Source organism: Nakamurella sp. UYEF19, assembly GCF_040546275.1.
GTDB lineage: Bacteria > Actinomycetota > Actinomycetes > Mycobacteriales > Nakamurellaceae > Nakamurella.
Genome location: NZ_JBEPNO010000017.1, coordinates 1 through 16,942, shown reverse-complemented (window position 1 = coordinate 16,942; position 16,942 = coordinate 1). Strand labels below are relative to the sequence as shown.

9 protein-coding genes are annotated in these 16,942 nt (G+C 68.9%); 7 read left to right on the top strand and 2 right to left on the bottom strand.

What is annotated here, in order from left to right; genetic code table 11:
- Positions 1-161: 161 nt before the first annotated feature.
- Positions 162-2,576 carry a DEAD/DEAH box helicase gene (locus ABIB25_RS20025; protein WP_354530369.1) on the bottom strand — a complete coding sequence of 805 codons (2,415 nt, stop codon included), beginning with the start codon at positions 2,574-2,576 and terminating at the stop codon, positions 162-164.
- Between the two features lie 57 nt (positions 2,577-2,633).
- The gene (locus ABIB25_RS20020; RefSeq protein WP_354530285.1) at positions 2,634-4,769 is read right to left on the bottom strand and encodes a serine/threonine-protein kinase; all 2,136 of its coding nucleotides are present in this window, start codon (positions 4,767-4,769) and stop codon (positions 2,634-2,636) included.
- A gap of 355 nt (positions 4,770-5,124) precedes the next feature.
- On the opposite strand from ABIB25_RS20020, the gene ABIB25_RS20015 reads away from it, so the two are divergent.
- The 7 genes from ABIB25_RS20015 (at position 5,125) to ABIB25_RS19985 (ending at position 16,814) form a co-directional block, all read left to right on the top strand.
- Entirely contained in the window at positions 5,125-7,413 is a 2,289-nt protein-coding gene (locus ABIB25_RS20015) for a sodium-translocating pyrophosphatase (RefSeq protein WP_354530284.1), read from the top strand.
- A gap of 307 nt (positions 7,414-7,720) precedes the next feature.
- Positions 7,721-8,539 (top strand): hypothetical protein, encoded by an 819-nt coding sequence (locus ABIB25_RS20010; RefSeq protein ID WP_354530283.1) that lies wholly within the window; start codon positions 7,721-7,723, stop codon positions 8,537-8,539.
- Positions 8,540-8,935: 396 nt separating this feature from the next.
- The gene (locus tag ABIB25_RS20005; protein ID WP_354530282.1) at positions 8,936-9,733 is read left to right on the top strand and encodes a hypothetical protein; all 798 of its coding nucleotides are present in this window, start codon (positions 8,936-8,938) and stop codon (positions 9,731-9,733) included.
- A 247-nt stretch (positions 9,734-9,980) separates the two neighbouring features.
- Positions 9,981-10,601 carry a hypothetical protein gene (locus tag ABIB25_RS20000; protein ID WP_354530281.1) on the top strand — a complete coding sequence of 207 codons (621 nt, stop codon included), beginning with the start codon at positions 9,981-9,983 and terminating at the stop codon, positions 10,599-10,601.
- 244 nt (positions 10,602-10,845) lie between these two features.
- On the top strand, positions 10,846-13,770 hold the full coding sequence (topA, locus tag ABIB25_RS19995) for a type I DNA topoisomerase (protein ID WP_354530280.1): 2,925 nt from the start codon (positions 10,846-10,848) through the stop codon (positions 13,768-13,770).
- A gap of 118 nt (positions 13,771-13,888) precedes the next feature.
- Positions 13,889-14,596 carry a hypothetical protein gene (locus ABIB25_RS19990; RefSeq protein ID WP_354530279.1) on the top strand — a complete coding sequence of 236 codons (708 nt, stop codon included), beginning with the start codon at positions 13,889-13,891 and terminating at the stop codon, positions 14,594-14,596.
- A gap of 16 nt (positions 14,597-14,612) precedes the next feature.
- Positions 14,613-16,814 carry a bifunctional MFS transporter/dTMP kinase gene (locus tag ABIB25_RS19985; RefSeq protein ID WP_354530278.1) on the top strand — a complete coding sequence of 734 codons (2,202 nt, stop codon included), beginning with the start codon at positions 14,613-14,615 and terminating at the stop codon, positions 16,812-16,814.
- Positions 16,815-16,942 lie beyond the last annotated feature (128 nt).

Below are 16,942 nucleotides of genomic sequence, written 5' to 3'. Positions count from 1 at the left end.
ACCGTAGGTACACAGCAGCTTGTCGCTGGTGTAGTCCTGGGGCCAGCGGATCAATCTTGCGAAGATGACCGGCGCGACCGGGCGAGAGGCCGATCCTGACGAGCTCGACCAGCTACTGACTGGCCAAGAACAGACCCACCACCCCGAACCGGCCGGACGGATCAACCCGTGAGGGCAACGAGTTTCGCCGTCATGGCGTTGACCACGAGATCAAGGACGACGACCGCGCCGGCCTTGTCCAGCGGCTGGTTTCCGTTGCCGCACTTGGGTGACTGCACGCAGGACGGGCAACCGGCGGCACACGTGCAGTCACGGACGGCCTCGCGGACAGCGGTCAGCCAGTCGACCAGCACCTGGTGCCCGCGGTCGGCGAACCCGGCCCCGCCGGGGTATCCGTCATAGACGATGACGGTGGGTTCACCGGTGTCCGGGTGCAGGTTGGTGGACAGTCCGCCGATGTCCCAGCGGTCGCATCCGGCGAACAACGGCAGCAGACCGATCGCGGCGTGCTCGGCGGCATGCAGTGCCCCGGGGATGTCGCGCTCGAGAATGCCTGCCTCGGCGAGGATCTCGTTGGTGATCGTGTACCAGACCGCCCGGGTGTCGAGCACGTGCTCCGGCATGTCCAGCGGCACCATGTCGATGAGTTCCCCGCCTGGACGGCGCCGTAGGTAGCCGACCACCTGCTCGGTCACCCGGACCCGGCCGAGACCGACCTGGATCCCACCGGTTGGCAACTGGCCCCGACCGCCGGTCGCCAGGCCTTCCCGGCCGCCGGATCCCGCGGTATCGCGTGCGCTCACGAACTCGCCAGGACCCGAATACCCCTGCTGCTGCTGGGTTTCGGTGATCTCGACGGTCGAGACGGAGCGGGCGATCGTCGACCACTCCGGCCGGTCGGCCTGCACCAGAGCGACGCCTGCGGCGAGGTCCAGGTCCAGCACCGAATACGTCTGCCCGCGGTGCAGGTGCACTGCCCCGGGGTGCACGGCCGCAGGAGCGCGGGCCTCGTCGACCGTGCCGAGCAGGCGCCCGGTATCGAGCTCCACGATCGCGATCTGTCCACCGCCGGAGCCTCGGAGGTCGACCTTGTCCGCCGGATGCCTGGTCTCGTGGTGGAACCACCCGGCCGGCCTGGCGCGCAACACCTTCCGAAGGACGAGATCATCGATCACCGACCGGGCGCGATCGCCGAAGAGCTCGAGATCCTCTTCGGTCAAACGATGTTCGGCGGCGGCGCAGGCCAGATGCGGCCCGAGGATGTAGGGATTGCCGGGGTCGGTGACGGCCGCCTCGATCGGCGTGCCGAACACCGCCTCGGGGTGGTGCACGAGGTAGGAATCGAGCGGGTCGTCACGGGCGACGAAGACGACGAGGGCCCGTTGGTCGCCGCGTCCGGCTCGGCCTGCCTGCTGCCAGACCGAGGCCAGAGTTCCCGGGTAGCCGGCCAGCAGGGCTGCGTCCAGCCCTGAGATGTCGACGCCGAGTTCGAGCGCGTTGGTGGTCGCCACACCGAGCAGACTGCCGGAATTCAGGGCTCTTTCGAGCTCCCGACGTTCCTCCGGTAGGTAGCCGCCGCGGTAGGCGGCAACCCGGTCGACGAGGTCGGGGTCGGTGTCGCCGAGGCGTCGGCGGGTGGTCATCGCGGTCTGCTCGGCGCCGTGCCTCGAGCGGACGAACGTCAACGTGCGGGCGCCCGCGGAGACCAGATCGGCCATCATCCTGGCCGCCTCGTTCGGGGCGGAACGTCTGACGGGAGCGCCGTTCTCGCCTTCGGCGTCCGCCATGACCGGTGGTTCCCAGAGGACGAAATCGGCCCCGGATCTGGGTGCGCTGTCGTGGCTCACCGCGGCGACGGGAGACCCGACCAGTCGCTGCGCCGCGGCCGCGGGGTCAGCCACCGTGGCGGACGCGAGCACGAAGACCGGGTCCGACCCGTACATCCTGGCCAGCCGGCGAAGCCGCCGGATCACCAGCGCCACATGGGATCCGAAGACGCCGCGGTAGGCGTGGCACTCGTCGATCACCACGAACTGCAGACGGCGGAGCACTCGCGCCCAGCGTGCATGGGCGGGCAGGATGCCGCGATGCAGCATGTCGGGGTTGGTCAGGATCCAACGCGCATGCGCCCGCACCCAATCGCGTTCCTCGATCGGGGTGTCCCCGTCGTACAGTGCCGGCCGTATCCCGGACAGCCCGAGCGACTCGATCGAGGCCAGCTGATCGACGGCGAGGGCCTTCGTCGGAGACAGGTACAGCGCGTTCGCGTTCGGATCGGCCAGCAGTGCCGACAGCACCGGCAGCTGGTAACCCAGCGACTTGCCCGACGCCGTGCCGGTCGAGACGACGACGTGCCGGCCGGAGTGTGCGAGCTCGGCGGTCTGCGCCTGGTGTCGCCACGGAGCCTCGATACCCTTGCGGGCCAATGCCGAGACCATTGCTGCCGGCGTCCACTCCGGCCACGAAGCCGTCACCCCGAGCCGGCGGGGCAGTCGTTCCACGTGGGTGATCGCGCATGGGTCGCCGCCTCGTCGCAACACAGCGAGCAGATCGTCGCTGCGGCGGTCGGGAGGCATCACATTCCCCATTGTCGCGCTCCGCACCGACAGACGTACCCGGGACGCGCAGGCGGATCAGCTGGTCGCAGTCTTCGCGGCCGAACTGGTGGCCGGGGTGGTGGGCGCCGTCGGTGTGGTCGGTGTGGTGGGGGTGCTCGACGGGGTCGTGGGAGTGGTGGGAGTGGTGGGCGTCGTCGGTGTGGTCGGTGTGGTCGGTGTGGTGGGGGTGCTGGAATTCGACGAAGACGTGGCGCTGGTCTGCGAGGTGGTCGGCTCCGGGAACTTCGCCAGCAGCGTCATCGATCTGCTGGTCTTCTTCCCGTCGGCGTTGGCGATGGTCAGGGTGAAGACGTGTTGCGGCTCCGAGCAGGTGAAGGGCAAGGAGTAACTCGGGCCCTGCCCGGAGCCGACCGCCGTCGGCACATTGGAGTCGCGCGGCTGGGTGGACGCATCGCCGTTCTGCACGTCGATCGCCACCCAACCCTGGGTGGCACCGCTGGTGGTCCACGTCATCGGGACGTCGACGCTGCTGGTCGCGGTGGCGCAGTCGACCGCGGACCCGTCCGGATAAGAGCTCGATCCGAAGGAGTTGATCACCGCGGTGGCGGCGGCCGCAGTGCTCGTCGGAGAAGTGGTCGTCGGCGTGGGGCTGGAGGAGGACCTGCTCGACGACGACGTGCTGGTCCGGGGAGCGCTGCTACCGGTCGATGCCGGTGCGGAGGATCGGGATGACGATGCCGCTGAACTGACCGGCGGAACGGCGCCCGTACCGGAGGTACTCGAGGTGTTCCGGGTGGCGATGACGAAGGCGCCGCCCCCGATGATCAGGACTGCGAGCACGGCGCCGAGGATCCACCAGGCCCGGCGATCGGGTCGCGACGGCGGAGTTGCCGAGGGATCCGTGGATCGGCTCGACGGCGGACCGGCGAGCGGCGGGACGATCGGATGGAAGTGCCCGTCATCGGCGGGGCTCGGTACCGGTGTCGGGTTGTTGCCGACCTCGTCGGCCCAGTTGCCCCACTGGGTGGCGGCGGAACCGGGCACGACGGCGGCCGCACCGGGCACGGGACCGGTCAGGCCGCTGCCACGCGGCCCCATCTGCGGCCGGGCACCGGTATCGAGGGTCGGACGGCGTCCGGTCGGCGGAAGTGGACCACCAGGAACAGCGCCGGTCGGCGGCAGCGCACCGGTCGGCGGCATGGCGCCGGTCGAGAACCCCGGCATCGCTCCCGTCGGGGGCATGGCGCCCGTGCCGAGGAATCCAGCGGCGGCTACACCACCGGCCGCCCCCGCGATCCCGGCGACGCCGAGAACCCCCGCCGGGCCCAGTCCCGAGAAGGTCTGGGTGGGCGACACGGTCAGAGGCGGGGGAGCGGAGGGAAACTCGGTGACGGGCAGCCCCAGCTCCTGCTGGATCTGTTGCAGCGCGGCGCCCACCGCCTTGGCGTCGACCGGGCGATCGGCAGGGGTCTTCGACAACCCGGAGGCGAGCAGCCGTTCGAGGGAGTCGGGCGTGTCCACCCGACCGGTTGACGGCGCCACCTGGTTCATCACCAGGTTGACCAGCGCGACGACGGCCGTCGAGCTCGGGGCGTTGAAGGGCGTATGCCCCGCCACCAGCGTGAACAGGGTCGAGCTGAGGCTGTAGATGTCGGTCGCCACCGACGAAGTCTGACCGGCAAGCGCCTCGGGGGCGGCGTGATTGATGGTGAAGGACGATGCCGTGACGGTCGACAGCCGCTGGTCGTCGACGGAGGAGATGCCGAAGTCGGCCAGCTCCGGCTCGCCGAAATCGGAGATCAGGATGTTCTCCGGTTTGATGTCGCGGTGCAGCACGCCGGCGCTGTGCGCGTATTGGAGTGCGGCCGAGATCTTCACACCGATCCGGAGCACGTCGGCGATCGGCAGCGGGCCGGACGCGCGCAGCCGTTCCGACAACGAACCGCCGGAACAGAGCTGCATGGCCAGGTACGGAGATCCGTCGTCGGCGAACCCGGAGTCGAAGAGGGTGACGATGTTCGGATGGGTGCCGACCCGGCCGTTGGTGGCGCACTCGCGGCTGAACCGGGCCTTTGCGTCGGCGCCGGCCATGTGCACGGCGAGCACCTTCAGGGCGACTTCGCGCTGGACCGAGTCCTGCAGGGCCCGGTAGACGGTCGAGAAACCGCCCCGGCCGAGCACGGTCAGGTCGCGGTACCCGGCGATCTCCATGTGTTCGGCCTGTCTCCGTCCGTCTCTCGTCGTGGTGATGAACCTCGATTGTCGCTGACGTCCTGCTGAACGCGCGCAATAGCGAGCACTTTGCAGGACGTTGGTCAGCCCTTCCTCAGCAGGACGTCCGGCCGGCCGATCGTTGACGTTCGTGTGATGGCCGTCACCTGAATCGTGTCAGCTGGTCACTCTGCGCTGGCCTGTCGTGTCGGGTGTCGTACCCCCTGCCCTACAGTGATCTCACTCACGCCGGCTTCACCGCCGGCGTGGATTTGTCTGTCGACCAGCGCCGGTCGCCACGCCTCGTGGCTCGGCGCCGAACGAAATGCGCACCGCGCAATGGATCAGGAGCCGTATGAACGACTTGTCGTTGGCCGCCAGCAGTTCAACAACCGTCTCGCTGAGCGGCAGTGACCGGACCATCGTCGTCGCGGTCGGGGTAGTAGCCGTCGTCGCCCTGGTCATCTCCTTCGTGCTCCGACTCGGCGTCCTCGCCGCAGCCAAGGGCACGCCGAAGATGCAGGAGATCTCCGAGGCGGTCCAAGAGGGAGCTGCCGCCTATCTCGGTCGCCAGTTCCGGACCCTGAGCGTCTTCGTGGTGATCGTCTTCCTGCTGCTGTTCGTCCTGCCGGCCGACTCCACCGGTGAACGGATCGGCCGCAGCATCTTCTTCCTCGTCGGTGCCGGCTTCTCCGCCGGGATCGGCTACACCGGCATGTGGCTGGCCACCAGGGCTAACGTCCGGGTCGCCGCCGCAGCCAACACCGACGGCCGCGAGCGTGCCATGCAGATCGCATTCCGGACCGGTGGGAGCGTCGGTCTGGCCACCACCGGCCTCGGCCTGCTCGGTGCGGCCGTGGTCGTGCTCGCCTACGTCGACCAGGCTCCGAAGGTGCTGGAGGGCTTCGGCTTCGGCGCCGCCATGCTCGCCATGTTCATGAGGGTCGGCGGTGGCATCTTCACCAAAGCCGCCGACGTCGGCGCGGACCTGGTCGGCAAGGTCGAGCAGGGCATCCCCGAGGACGACCCGCGCAACGCCGCCACCATCGCCGACAACGTCGGTGACAACGTCGGCGACTGCGCCGGCATGGCCGCCGACCTGTTCGAGTCCTACGCCGTCACGCTGGTCGCCTCGCTGATCCTGGGCAGTGCGGCGTTCGGCGGCAAGGGCCTGGTGTTCCCGCTGATCGTGCCCGCCATCGGCGTGCTGACCGCGATCATCGGCGTCTACATCACCAAGGCCCGCGCCTCCGAGAGTGGCCTCGCCACCATCAATCGGTCGTTCTACATCTCGGCTGCCATCTCCGCGGTGCTGTGTGCGGTAGCCGCCCTGGTCTACCTGCCGAAGAACTTCAACGACCTGAACGTCGCGGCCGTCGCCGGTCTGCCCGGTAACCCCGCGGTGATCGCCATCGTCGCGGTGATCATCGGCATCGTGCTGGCCGTGGTCATCCTCTGGCTCACCGGGTACTTCACCGACACCAACACCAAGCCCACCCAGGACGTCGCGAAGAACTCCCTGACCGGCGCGGCGACCGTCATCCTGGCTGGTATCTCCGTTGGTTTCGAATCGGCGGTCTACACCGCCCTGGTCATCGCGGCCGCCGTCTACGGAGCGTTCCTGCTGTCGGGATCGCTTGCGGTGGCGCTGTTCTGCATCGCCCTGGCCGGTTGTGGCCTGCTGACGACGGTCGGCGTCATCGTCGCCATGGACACCTTCGGCCCGATCTCGGACAACGCCCAGGGCGTCGCCGAGATGAGCGGTGAGGTCTCCGAGGAGGGCGCGAAGATCCTGACCGATCTGGACGCCGTCGGCAACACCACCAAAGCCATCACCAAGGGCATCGCGATCGCCACGGCCGTCCTCGCGGCGACGGCGTTGTTCGGTTCCTACTCCGACGCGATCACCAAGGCCATCGACAAGGCCGGCACCGCTGCGGTCGACGCTGCGTTGGGTGCCCGCACCTTCGTCACCACGGTGGTCTCGCCCGGAACCCTGGTCGGCATGCTCATCGGCGCGGCTGTCGTATTCATGTTCTCCGGTCTCGCGGTCAACGCGGTCTCGCGCGCCGCCGGCGCGGTGGTCCGCGAGGTGCGGCGCCAGTTCCGGGAAATCCCCGGAATCATGGAAGGCATCAACAAGCCGGAGTACGGCAAGGTCGTCGACATCGTCACGCGGGATTCGCTGCGTGAGTTGGCGACTCCGGGTCTGCTGGCCGTGCTCGCCCCGATCGCCGTCGGCTTCGGCCTCGGCGTCGGCCCGCTGGCCGGCTATCTCGCCGGCACCATCGCCACCGGCACCCTGATGGCCGTGTTCCTGGCCAACTCCGGTGGGTCGTGGGACAACGCCAAGAAGCTGGTCGAGGACGGCAACTACGGCGGCAAGGGCTCACCGGCCCACGAGGCGACGATTATCGGCGACACCGTCGGCGACCCGTTCAAGGACACCGCCGGCCCGGCCATCAACCCGCTGATCAAGGTGATGAACCTGGTGTCGGTGCTGATCGCCCCGGCCATCGTGTCGCTGAGCATCGGGGACAGCCAGAACACCGGGTTACGCATCGTCATCGCGCTGGTGGCGGTCGCCGTCATCGTGGTGGCGGTGTTGATCTCCAAGCGTCGGGCGTCAGTCCTGCAGGACTGACCGGCGGTTCCTCGACCACTCGTACGCCCACCACCAGCGTCGGACCCCCGAACGGGCCATCATCATCCGAGATCGGAGCGATGGCCCGTTCGGTGCGTCCATCGCCTGACGGGTTGCTGTCGGGAGATCGTCAGGCGAAGTCATGGAAAAGCCCACGATTTTGGTGTGCGGTTGTTAACTTTGCGCTGTACGTTCTCAGGCGTTCGTTGCGCGCGGCAAGGACACCGCCGTCAGCCCGCGGCTGCAGTGAGCGAAGAGACGTCACCGAACTCGATGTCGGCAATCGACATCTGTCGAAGGGGAACGAATGAAGCGCACCACCTTGCTCGCCACGCTGACGGGGGCCGCTGTGTTCCTGGCCGGCTGCAGCTCCACCAGCGGTACCGCAGCACCTGCCAGCAGCACGTCCTCGACTGCCGCCGCTGCCGCGTCCGGATCCTCTGTTGCCGTCGCCCCAGCGAGCAGTGCGCCCTCGAGTGGATCGGCGGCGTCCTCGGATTCCGCCGGGTCGTCGTCCGCGAGCTCGACCGCTGACGGCTCCGTCTCGCAGAGCTCGCCCGCGGGGAGCTCGCCTGCGGACAGCTCGTCCGCGGACAGCAGCAGCGCGAGCAGCTCGGCGCCGACCACCACCGTCGGCGACTCGAACTCTGCTCTCGACGAGGCCAGCTCGACCTGGTTCAGTGCGTTCTGCGGCGGATTCGCGCCGATCATCAACGTCAGCAAGTCGGCGTCGGCCATCGGAGCGGCCGCCTCCGACCCGGCCAAGGGCCAGAAGCTTCTCGTAGATCTCTACAAGAGCCTGGGCAAGGCCTTCACCGACACCGCTGGCGTCCTCAAGGTGCTGCCGCCACCGACCTTCACCGGCGGCGACGCGTTCGCGACCAAGGTCGTCACCGCGCTGGGTAGCGCCGGGCCTGAGTTCACCAAGGCCGGCACCACCCTCGCTGCCATCGACGTGAAAAAGGATCCCTCGGCCTTCACCTCGGCGCTGAGCGGTCTGTCGACCAGCATGACGACCGCCCTCCAGCCGCTGCAGGACCTCGGCTCGCTGAAGATGACCCCGGAGACCCAGGCGGCGCTCGAGAAGCTGCCGGCCTGTGCGGCCCTGAAGTCCGCGGGCGGCTGACCGATCCGGTACGGGCTTCGCCGCAACACGCTTCGCCGCAACACGCTTCGGCGCAACACGCTTCGGCGCAACACGCTTCGCCGCAACACGCTTCGGCGCAACACGCTCCGCCGCAACACGCTCCGCCGGACCGGCTGGTCCTGCACCCCTCCCAGGGAGTGCGGGGCCGGCCGGTTTTTGGCTGGCGCCAGAGGCAGTGATGAGGCGTCGAAGGCGGCAACCGTGCCCCGGGGTCGGCGTCCAGACCGGCACATCGCCAGGAAACGGGGAAGTATCCCGTCTCCTTGTAACCAAGCGCCTACGGAGTGTAGTTTTCTGCTGGCGAACCGGATCTTTCGGTCGGCCTGGCAATCGCAAGCCCTCCATCGCTTCCACACCTGAACAAGGGGAACCGCAATGAATCGCTCCACCCTGATCGCAGTCGTCGGTGCTGCCGCACTGCTGCTGGCGAGTTGTAGTTCCACCAGTTCGACGGCAGCGACGAGTTCTTCCACATCGTCCCCGGCCGCCGTCTCGTCGGTGGCATCCAGCCCGCCCGCCTCGAGTGCTCCTGTCTCGAGTGCTCCGGAGTCCAGCGCTCCCGTGTCGAGTGCTACGGAGTCGAGTGCTCCCGCGTCGAGTGCTCCGGAGTCGAGCGCGCCGGAGTCGAGTGCTCCCGCGTCCAGTGCTCCGGAGTCGAGCGCTCCGGTCAGCAGTGGTGGTACCGGCTCAGGATCGCTCGATGCCCCGACCACTGCCTGGTTCAGCGCGTTCTGCGGAGGGCTGACACCGTTCTTCGTCGACATCAAGGACATCAAGGCCAAGCAGGCGGGGATCGGGGCGACCGACTACGCCGGCCAGCAGAAGCTGCTGGGGGGCTTCCTCCAAGCGGCCAGCACCTACCTCACCGACACCGGGACCACGCTGAAGGGCCTGCCGGCACCGACCTTCACCGGGGGCAGCGAGTTCGCCACCAAGACGGTCGCCTTCTTCGGTGAGGCCGGCCCGGCGTTCGCCGCTGCCGCGAAGAAGCTGGCTGCCACCCCGGCAACCAAGGACGCCCTGACGGCAGCCGCTGCTGAGTTCGGAACTCAGCTCAAGGGTGTGAGCGCTCAGATCGCGGGTGTCGGTTCGCTCGGCATTCCCGAGGCGACGAAGGGCCAACTGCTGCAGGTCCCGGCCTGCGTCAAGCTGCAGTCGACCGTGACGGGCTGATCCGCTCCACCGATCGAGCGCACGACGACTGATCGATCGCACGACGACCGATCGATCGCACGACGACCGATCGATCGCACGAAGGCCGATCGGTCGCACGAAGGCCGCCGGAACCGGCCGGCCCCGCAACCTCCAGGCTCACGCCGCAGGGTCTGGGACCGGTCGGTCCCAGCTTTTCGGCCCGGGGGACGGGGCGGGTCGACACCAGGTCGATCGACTGTCGCGGGGCCCGCTACCGTGACTCCCTGTGTCCCAGCTCTCCTTCTTCTCCGCCGATCTGACGCCGCCGCGCGTCGAGGATCTCGGTGGGTTGCTGGCCGCGAACGGGCAGATCTCCCGGAGTGCCGACGGGGCGCGATTGTCGATCCTGCTACCGGACGAATGGCGGGCCAAGACCCTGCTGCGCGAGTTCCGGGTGCGGGACGTCGAGGCCGAGTACCTGCCCGCCGCCGAGGCTCTCTCCATCGGTCTGCTCACCGAGGAGGGAACGACCACCGGGGTGCTGCTGCGCAGCTCCCGCACCCACGAGCTGGACGCATTGGCACGCGAATGGACCAGGGGAGCAGTCAAATCGGTCCCGTCCGCCCTGGTCGCCGCGGCCGGACTGATGCGGTGCTGGACATTGGCTGCCGGCCGTCATGACGAGGCCGGCTACCTGCTCGGACTCGACCGGCACGCCGTCGACACCTGGGAACCGCTCGCCTCGGCCTGTGCCAGGGCTGGTCTGGCCGGCGCGCTGATCGGACCCCGCGGCGGCGGTCCCGCGCTCCGCATCGTCGGGCATCGTCGTCACGCACGTCTGGTCGAACTGCTGGGTACGCCACCCCCCGAAGCGCCGAAGACGGCGTTCCCCCTTCCGGAGCATTGACTTCGGTCGTCGAATGGCTCTCCAGCTGCGCATTCAGCGTTCGAAGCGGCGCACGGGCGAGGTTCGGAAAGTTGATCTTCCGGCCCGGCGTGGCCCGCCCCACACATTCGATTTGACTTTCCATGGCATCCTTCAGTCCGACGCCGGGTTCTCTCTAGTTGACGAAGCCGTTTGCGTCAGGAGAGGTTCGGCGCCCAGGAGGTTGCCCGCACTCTCCGCTATATAGAGGAGAACGTGAACCAGCATGGCCACACGTAGAGCTGCCACCCACACCGGCGTTCGCCTGGTCGTCGTCGAGTCGCCGGCCAAGGCCAAGACCATTTCGCAGTACCTCGGCGACGGCTACATCGTCGAGTCGTCCGTCGGTCACATCCGTGACCTGCCGCGCAACGCCGCCGACGTCCCCGCGAAGTACAAGGGCGAGCCGTGGGCCCGTCTGGGCGTGAACACCGAGAACAACTTCGAACCGATCTACGTCGTCTCGCCGGAAAAGAAGGCCCAGGTCGCCAAGTTGAAGTCGCTGCTCGCCGGCGCCGACGAGCTCTACCTCGCGACAGACGAGGACCGCGAGGGCGAGGCCATCGCCTGGCACCTGCTCGACACCCTCAAGCCCAAGGTGCCCGTCAAGCGGATGGTCTTCCACGAGATCACTCCGGACGCCATCCGGGCCGCCGCCGAATCCCCCCGCGAGCTCGACAACAACCTCGTCGACGCCCAGGAGACCAGGCGCATCCTGGACCGTCTGTACGGCTACGAGGTCTCTCCCGTGCTGTGGAAGAAGGTCGGCTCGAACCTGTCCGCCGGCCGCGTGCAGTCGGTGGCGACCAGGATCGTCGTGCAACGCGAGCGCGCCAGGATGGCGTTCCGGTCCGGGACCTACTGGGGCATCGACGCCCTGATGATTCCCGGCGACGGGCAGACCAAGTTCACCGCCGCGCTGAACTCGATCGACGGTCGTCGGTTGGCCGCCGGGCGTGACTTCGACGAGAACACCGGGTCGTTGAAGGCGAACTCCGATGTCCTGCTCCTCGACGAGGACGGCGCCCGCACCGTCGCCGCGGCTCTGGAGAACGGCAGTGCCACCGTTCGGTCGGTGGAGGAAAAGCCCTACACGCGTAGGCCCTACCCGCCGTTCATGACGTCGACGCTGCAGCAGGAGGCCGGTCGCAAGCTGGGCTTCTCCTCCGAACGCACCATGCGCACCGCCCAGCGGTTGTACGAGTCCGGCTACATCACCTACATGCGAACCGACTCGACCACGCTGTCCCAGACTGCGCTGGACGCGGCACGGAACCAGGCCAGGGACCTGTACGGCCCGGAGTACGTGCCGGCGGCTCCGCGGCAGTACACCCGCAAGGTCAAGAACGCCCAGGAGGCCCACGAGGCCATCCGCCCCGCCGGTGAAAACTTCCGCACCCCGGGCCAGGTGGCCAGCGGGATGGGCGCCGACGAGTTCCGCGTCTACGAACTGATCTGGCAGCGGACGATCGCCTCGCAGATGGTCGACGCCCGCGGCCTGACGCTCTCGCTCCGTATCGTCGCCCCGCTCAACGGCGCCCCCGGGTTCGGCACCGAGGCGCTGTTCACCGCGTCCGGCCGCACCATCACCTTCCCCGGATTCCTGCGGGCGTACGTCGAGACCGTCGACGCGGAGGCCGGCGGCGAAGCCGACGACGCCGAGCGCCGGCTGCCGAACCTCAAGGTCGACGAGAAGCTCGACATCAACGAGCTGACCCCCGGCGGCCACTCCACCACCCCGCCGGCCCGGTACACCGAGCCGTCGCTGATCAAGGCCCTGGAGGACCTGGGTATCGGTCGTCCGTCGACGTACACGTCGATCATCCGGACCATCACCGAGCGCGGGTACGCCTGGCGCAAGGGTCAGGCGCTGGTGCCGTCGTGGATCGCCTTCGCCGTCGTCGGGTTGCTGGAGCAGCACTTCGCCCGGCTCGTCGACTACGACTTCACCGCCGCGATGGAGGACGAGCTCGACGGCATCGCCGAGGGCCGGCTGGGACGGACCGACTGGCTTTCCGGGTTCTACTTCGGCGGTGACACCGGTCCGGAGGGCTCGGTGTCGCGCGCTGGCGGCCTCAAGAAGCTGGTCGGGGAGAACCTCGAGGCGATCGATGCCCGCGAGGTCAACTCGCTGCCGCTGCTCAAGGATTCGAAGGGGCGTCAGGTCACCGTCCGGGTGGGTCGGTACGGGCCGTACCTGGAGCGGCCGGCACTCCCGGTCGACGGTGTGGACCTGGCGGCCGACAGCGCCGCCGATGGTTCTGTCGACGCGGCGGGCGACACCCCGACCGCTCCGGTGATGGAGCGCGCCAACCTCCCCGAGGACCTGGCTCCCGACGAGGTGACCGCCGAAGTCGCGGAGGCGCTGTTCGACCAGGCCGAGATCGGTGACGCCGAACTGGGCCCGGATCCGGTGTCGGGCAACATGATCGTCGCCAAGGACGGTCGCTACGGGCCGTACGTGACCGAGGTGTTGCCGGAGGACGCTCCCACCAAGGGCAAGAATGCGGTAAAGCCGCGGACGGCCTCGCTGTTCAAGTCGATGTCCCTGGAGACGATCGATCTGGCCGGTGCCCTGCAGCTGCTGACCCTGCCGCGGGTGGTCGGGAACGACCCGGCCAGCGGCGAGGAGATCACCGCCCAGAACGGCCGGTACGGGCCGTACCTGCGCAAGGGCACCGACTCTCGGTCGATCGCTGCGGAGGAGGCGCTCTTCACCGTCACCCTCGAGGAGGCCCTCGCGCTGTACGCCCAGCCCAAGACCCGCGGCCGCCAGGCGGCGGCCGCGGCTCCGTTGCGCGAGGTCGGCGTCGACCCGGTCAGCGGCAAGCCGATGGTGATCAAGGACGGCCGGTTCGGCCCGTACGTCACCGAGGGCGAGACCAACGCGTCGCTGCGCAAGGGCGACGAGGTGGACACCATCACGGTCGAACGCTGCTCCGAGTTGCTCGCCGAGCGTCGGGCCCGCGGCCCGGCACCCAAGCGCGTGGTGAAGAAGACCCCGGCCGCGAAGAAGGCGCCGGCGGCCAAGAAGCCGGCTGCTTCGACGGCGAAGGCAGCGTCCGGGACGACCAAGACGGCCACCAGGACGGCCAAGCCGGCGACCACCCGCGCCAGGACGACCACCAAGAAAACCGGTGGCTCGGCCTGAGCCGGCGGCCCCGCCTGATGGCTCTTCGGGCAGGCGGTGATCGCTCTTCGCTCCGCTCCTCATTCGGGCTCCTGGTCAATCCGGCTTGAACGTCGGTCGTGGCGCCTACGATCGCCTCATGGCCGTCCGTCGAGAGTGGGCAGTACGTCAGGAGTGGGATGGGGAACCGTGGTTCGGCGACGCCCTGTCCGGCTCCGGCGGGCTCGCCGAGCCGGTACAACCGGTGTTCGCCAGTGCGCTGACTGCCGATGTCTTCCCGGATGCGCTCTCCAGCACCTTTGCCGGTGCGGTGTCGGCCACGCCGGTTCGAGCAGTCCCGGCAGTCGTCGGAAGTCCGGCGGCATTGCCGCCGCCGGTCGCGGCCCGAGTGGTGCCAGTGGTCAGGCGTGCGCCTGCTCGCCCCGCTCCGAGGTCTGCTCCCCGGTCTGTTCCGTCCGGCGCCCCACCCCGCGGAATGCCGTCCGGTTTCCCGCCGCCGGGGTCTCCTCCCCCGCAGGGGTACGTGCCACCGCTGTCTTCGCAGCAGCCCCCACCCGGCTACCCGGCAGCCGGCTGGGCTCCGTTGCCGGGGCTGGCGGGTGGGCCCACCTACCGACCCGTTGGGCCGCAACGGCAGGTCGTCGTTCCCCAGCGTCAGGTCTCCGGGCCGCAACGTCAGGCCGGCGGTTCCCGGCCACCGGTGCCGCCGCTCACCGTTTCTCGAACGCCCCGGAAGAAGAGCTCGAGCGCCTGGGGTTTTCTGTTCGTCCTGCTGATCGTGCTGGTCACCAGCGGGGTCGGCCAGAAGATCATCAACGCCATCTCCGAACTGCTGCAACGCAAATGACGAAGACGGCGATTCGATGACGACGACCAAGGAACCGAGTTCGGTCCGGGTCCTGCTGCGCATCCCGGTCTTCCGACGGCTGTGGGCGGCCATCGCGATCTCCAGTCTCGGCGACTGGCTCGGGCTGCTCGCCACCACCGCGCTCGCGGCCTACCTGACCAAGAACTCCTCCGGTCTTGCCCAGGGGGCCGCCGTCTCCGGTGTGCTGCTGACCAGGCTGCTGCCCGACCTCATCCTCGGCCCCATCGCCGGTGCGCTGGTGGACAAGATCGACCGGCGCAAGGTCGCCGTCATCGGGGACACCCTGGCTGGTCTGCTCTACCTGTCGATCGTCGTGGGCGGGAACCTCACCTGGCTGCTGATCGCCCAGTTCCTGGTCGAGGCGGTCGGCCTGTTCTCCAACCCCGCCAAGCAGGCGATGATGGTCAACATCGTGCCGCGGGAGCGGCTCGCGGTGGCCAACCAGCTCAACTACGTCTCCATCTACGGGATGGTGCCGGTCGCGGCCGGCCTTTTCGCCCTGCTGTCGACGGTCGCGCAGTTCTTCGGGGCGCGTGTCGCCTCCACCACCGGCGGCAGTTCGGCACTGATCAGTGGCCCGACCAGCTCCCTGGCCATCGACATCGCGCTCGTCATCGACGCCTGCACGTACTTCGTGGTGGCCGCGACGGTGCTGTTCTCCCGGCACCTGATCCCGTCGTTCGTCGGCGAGGGCTCCGTCGGCAAGTCGATCTTCTCGTTGATCCGAGAGGGGGTGTCGTTCGTCCGCAACAGCCGGGTGATGCGTGCCATCTACATCGGGATCCTGGGGGCGTTCGGGGCCGGCGGGCTCACCGCGGGGGTGGCCCAGGCCTACGTGTCGAGCCTCGGCGCCGGCAACGCGGGCTACGGCCTGCTGTTCGGGGCGGTCTTCACCGGCCTGGCCGTCGGGATGCTGGTCGGCCCGAAGGTGCTGCCGACGGTGCCGCGGCGGATGGTCTTCACCTCGTCGATCGGTGCGGCCGGCCTCGTCCTGATCGCAATGAGCCTGCTGCAGGACTTCCTCGGCGCCTCGATCGCGGCGGCGCTGATGGGCCTCTTCGCCGGTGTCGCCTGGATCAACGGGTTCACGATGATCGGCCACGAGGTGTCCGATGCCCTCCGTGGTCGGGTCTTCGCGTTCGTCATGTCGTCGGTGCGGTTGACCCTGCTGGGCACCATCGCCGCCGGTCCGGTGATCGCCGGAGCGGTCGGCTCCCACGTCGTCGAGATCGGCGCCTTCCGGTACTCGCTGTCCGGCGCCGCGATCGTGCTGGCCGCGGGCGGGATCATCGCAATGCTGGTGTCCGCCTACGCGGCCCGTCAGGTCGGACGGGTCGGTGGTGGGTTCTTCAGCCGGGTGATGGGGCATCGTCGTCCGGAGAACCTGATCGACCAGTCGGACCATCCCGGGGTGCTGCTGGCGATCGAGGGCGCCGACATCGTCGAGGTGGCGCGCTACACCGCCGCCATCGACGCGGACCTGGCCGGCCAGGGATACACCGTGGTCCACCGCAACACCGCCGGTCAGGTTGCCGGGGTCGGTCCCGATGACATGGTCATGGTGGTCCACGAGGTGACGGTCAGCCAGGCCGCTGCGCTGCGGGCGGGCGCGAACCTGGCCGAGCTGGTTGCCGACCGGATCCGGCCGGACCTCGAAGCCGGTTCCGTGGTCCTGACCAACGGATTCGTCGACGACCTGGTCGTCCGCTACGGCGTCCAGTCCGGGATGGGCGAGGAACGTGTCCTACGCCTGGCCTCCTGGGCCGTCGGAGGTCTCCGCCCCGACCTGACGGTGCTGGTCGACGTGCCCGGTCCGGCGGCTGCGGCTGTGCACGTGGTGACGGCGGCTCCCACACAGCTTTCGGCCAACGACCCGGTCTCCATGGTGATCGAGGAAACGGCCGAGGAGCCGACAGTTGCTGCGGTGCAGGGCTTCCGGGATCGAGTATCGGCCGCGCCGGAACGGTATCTGACAGTCGCGCCGCTGCCGGCGGACTCGACGGAGCTCACCGCCGAGATCGCCGAACGGATCGCATCCGTGCTCCGTGGCCGATCCCCGGTCCGCGCGGAACCTGCGGTCGATGCCGCCGTTGCGCCTGATGTTCCGGAGGCCCAGATCAAGTCCCCCCTGGCCGAGGTTGCCGTGGCCGGCGCCGACGGACTCGCGCTGGAGGAGGCCGCCCGCACGACTCGCTGACGGCAGGCGAGCCTCCGGCCCGCCTCGATGGCTGGTTTCTGCGCGGCTGCCGTCGTGGTCCGTTTCGGAGCCACTCTCACCCGGTTGCGCCAGGACCGACATCTCCGGCGAGCCTTCGGCCCGCCTCG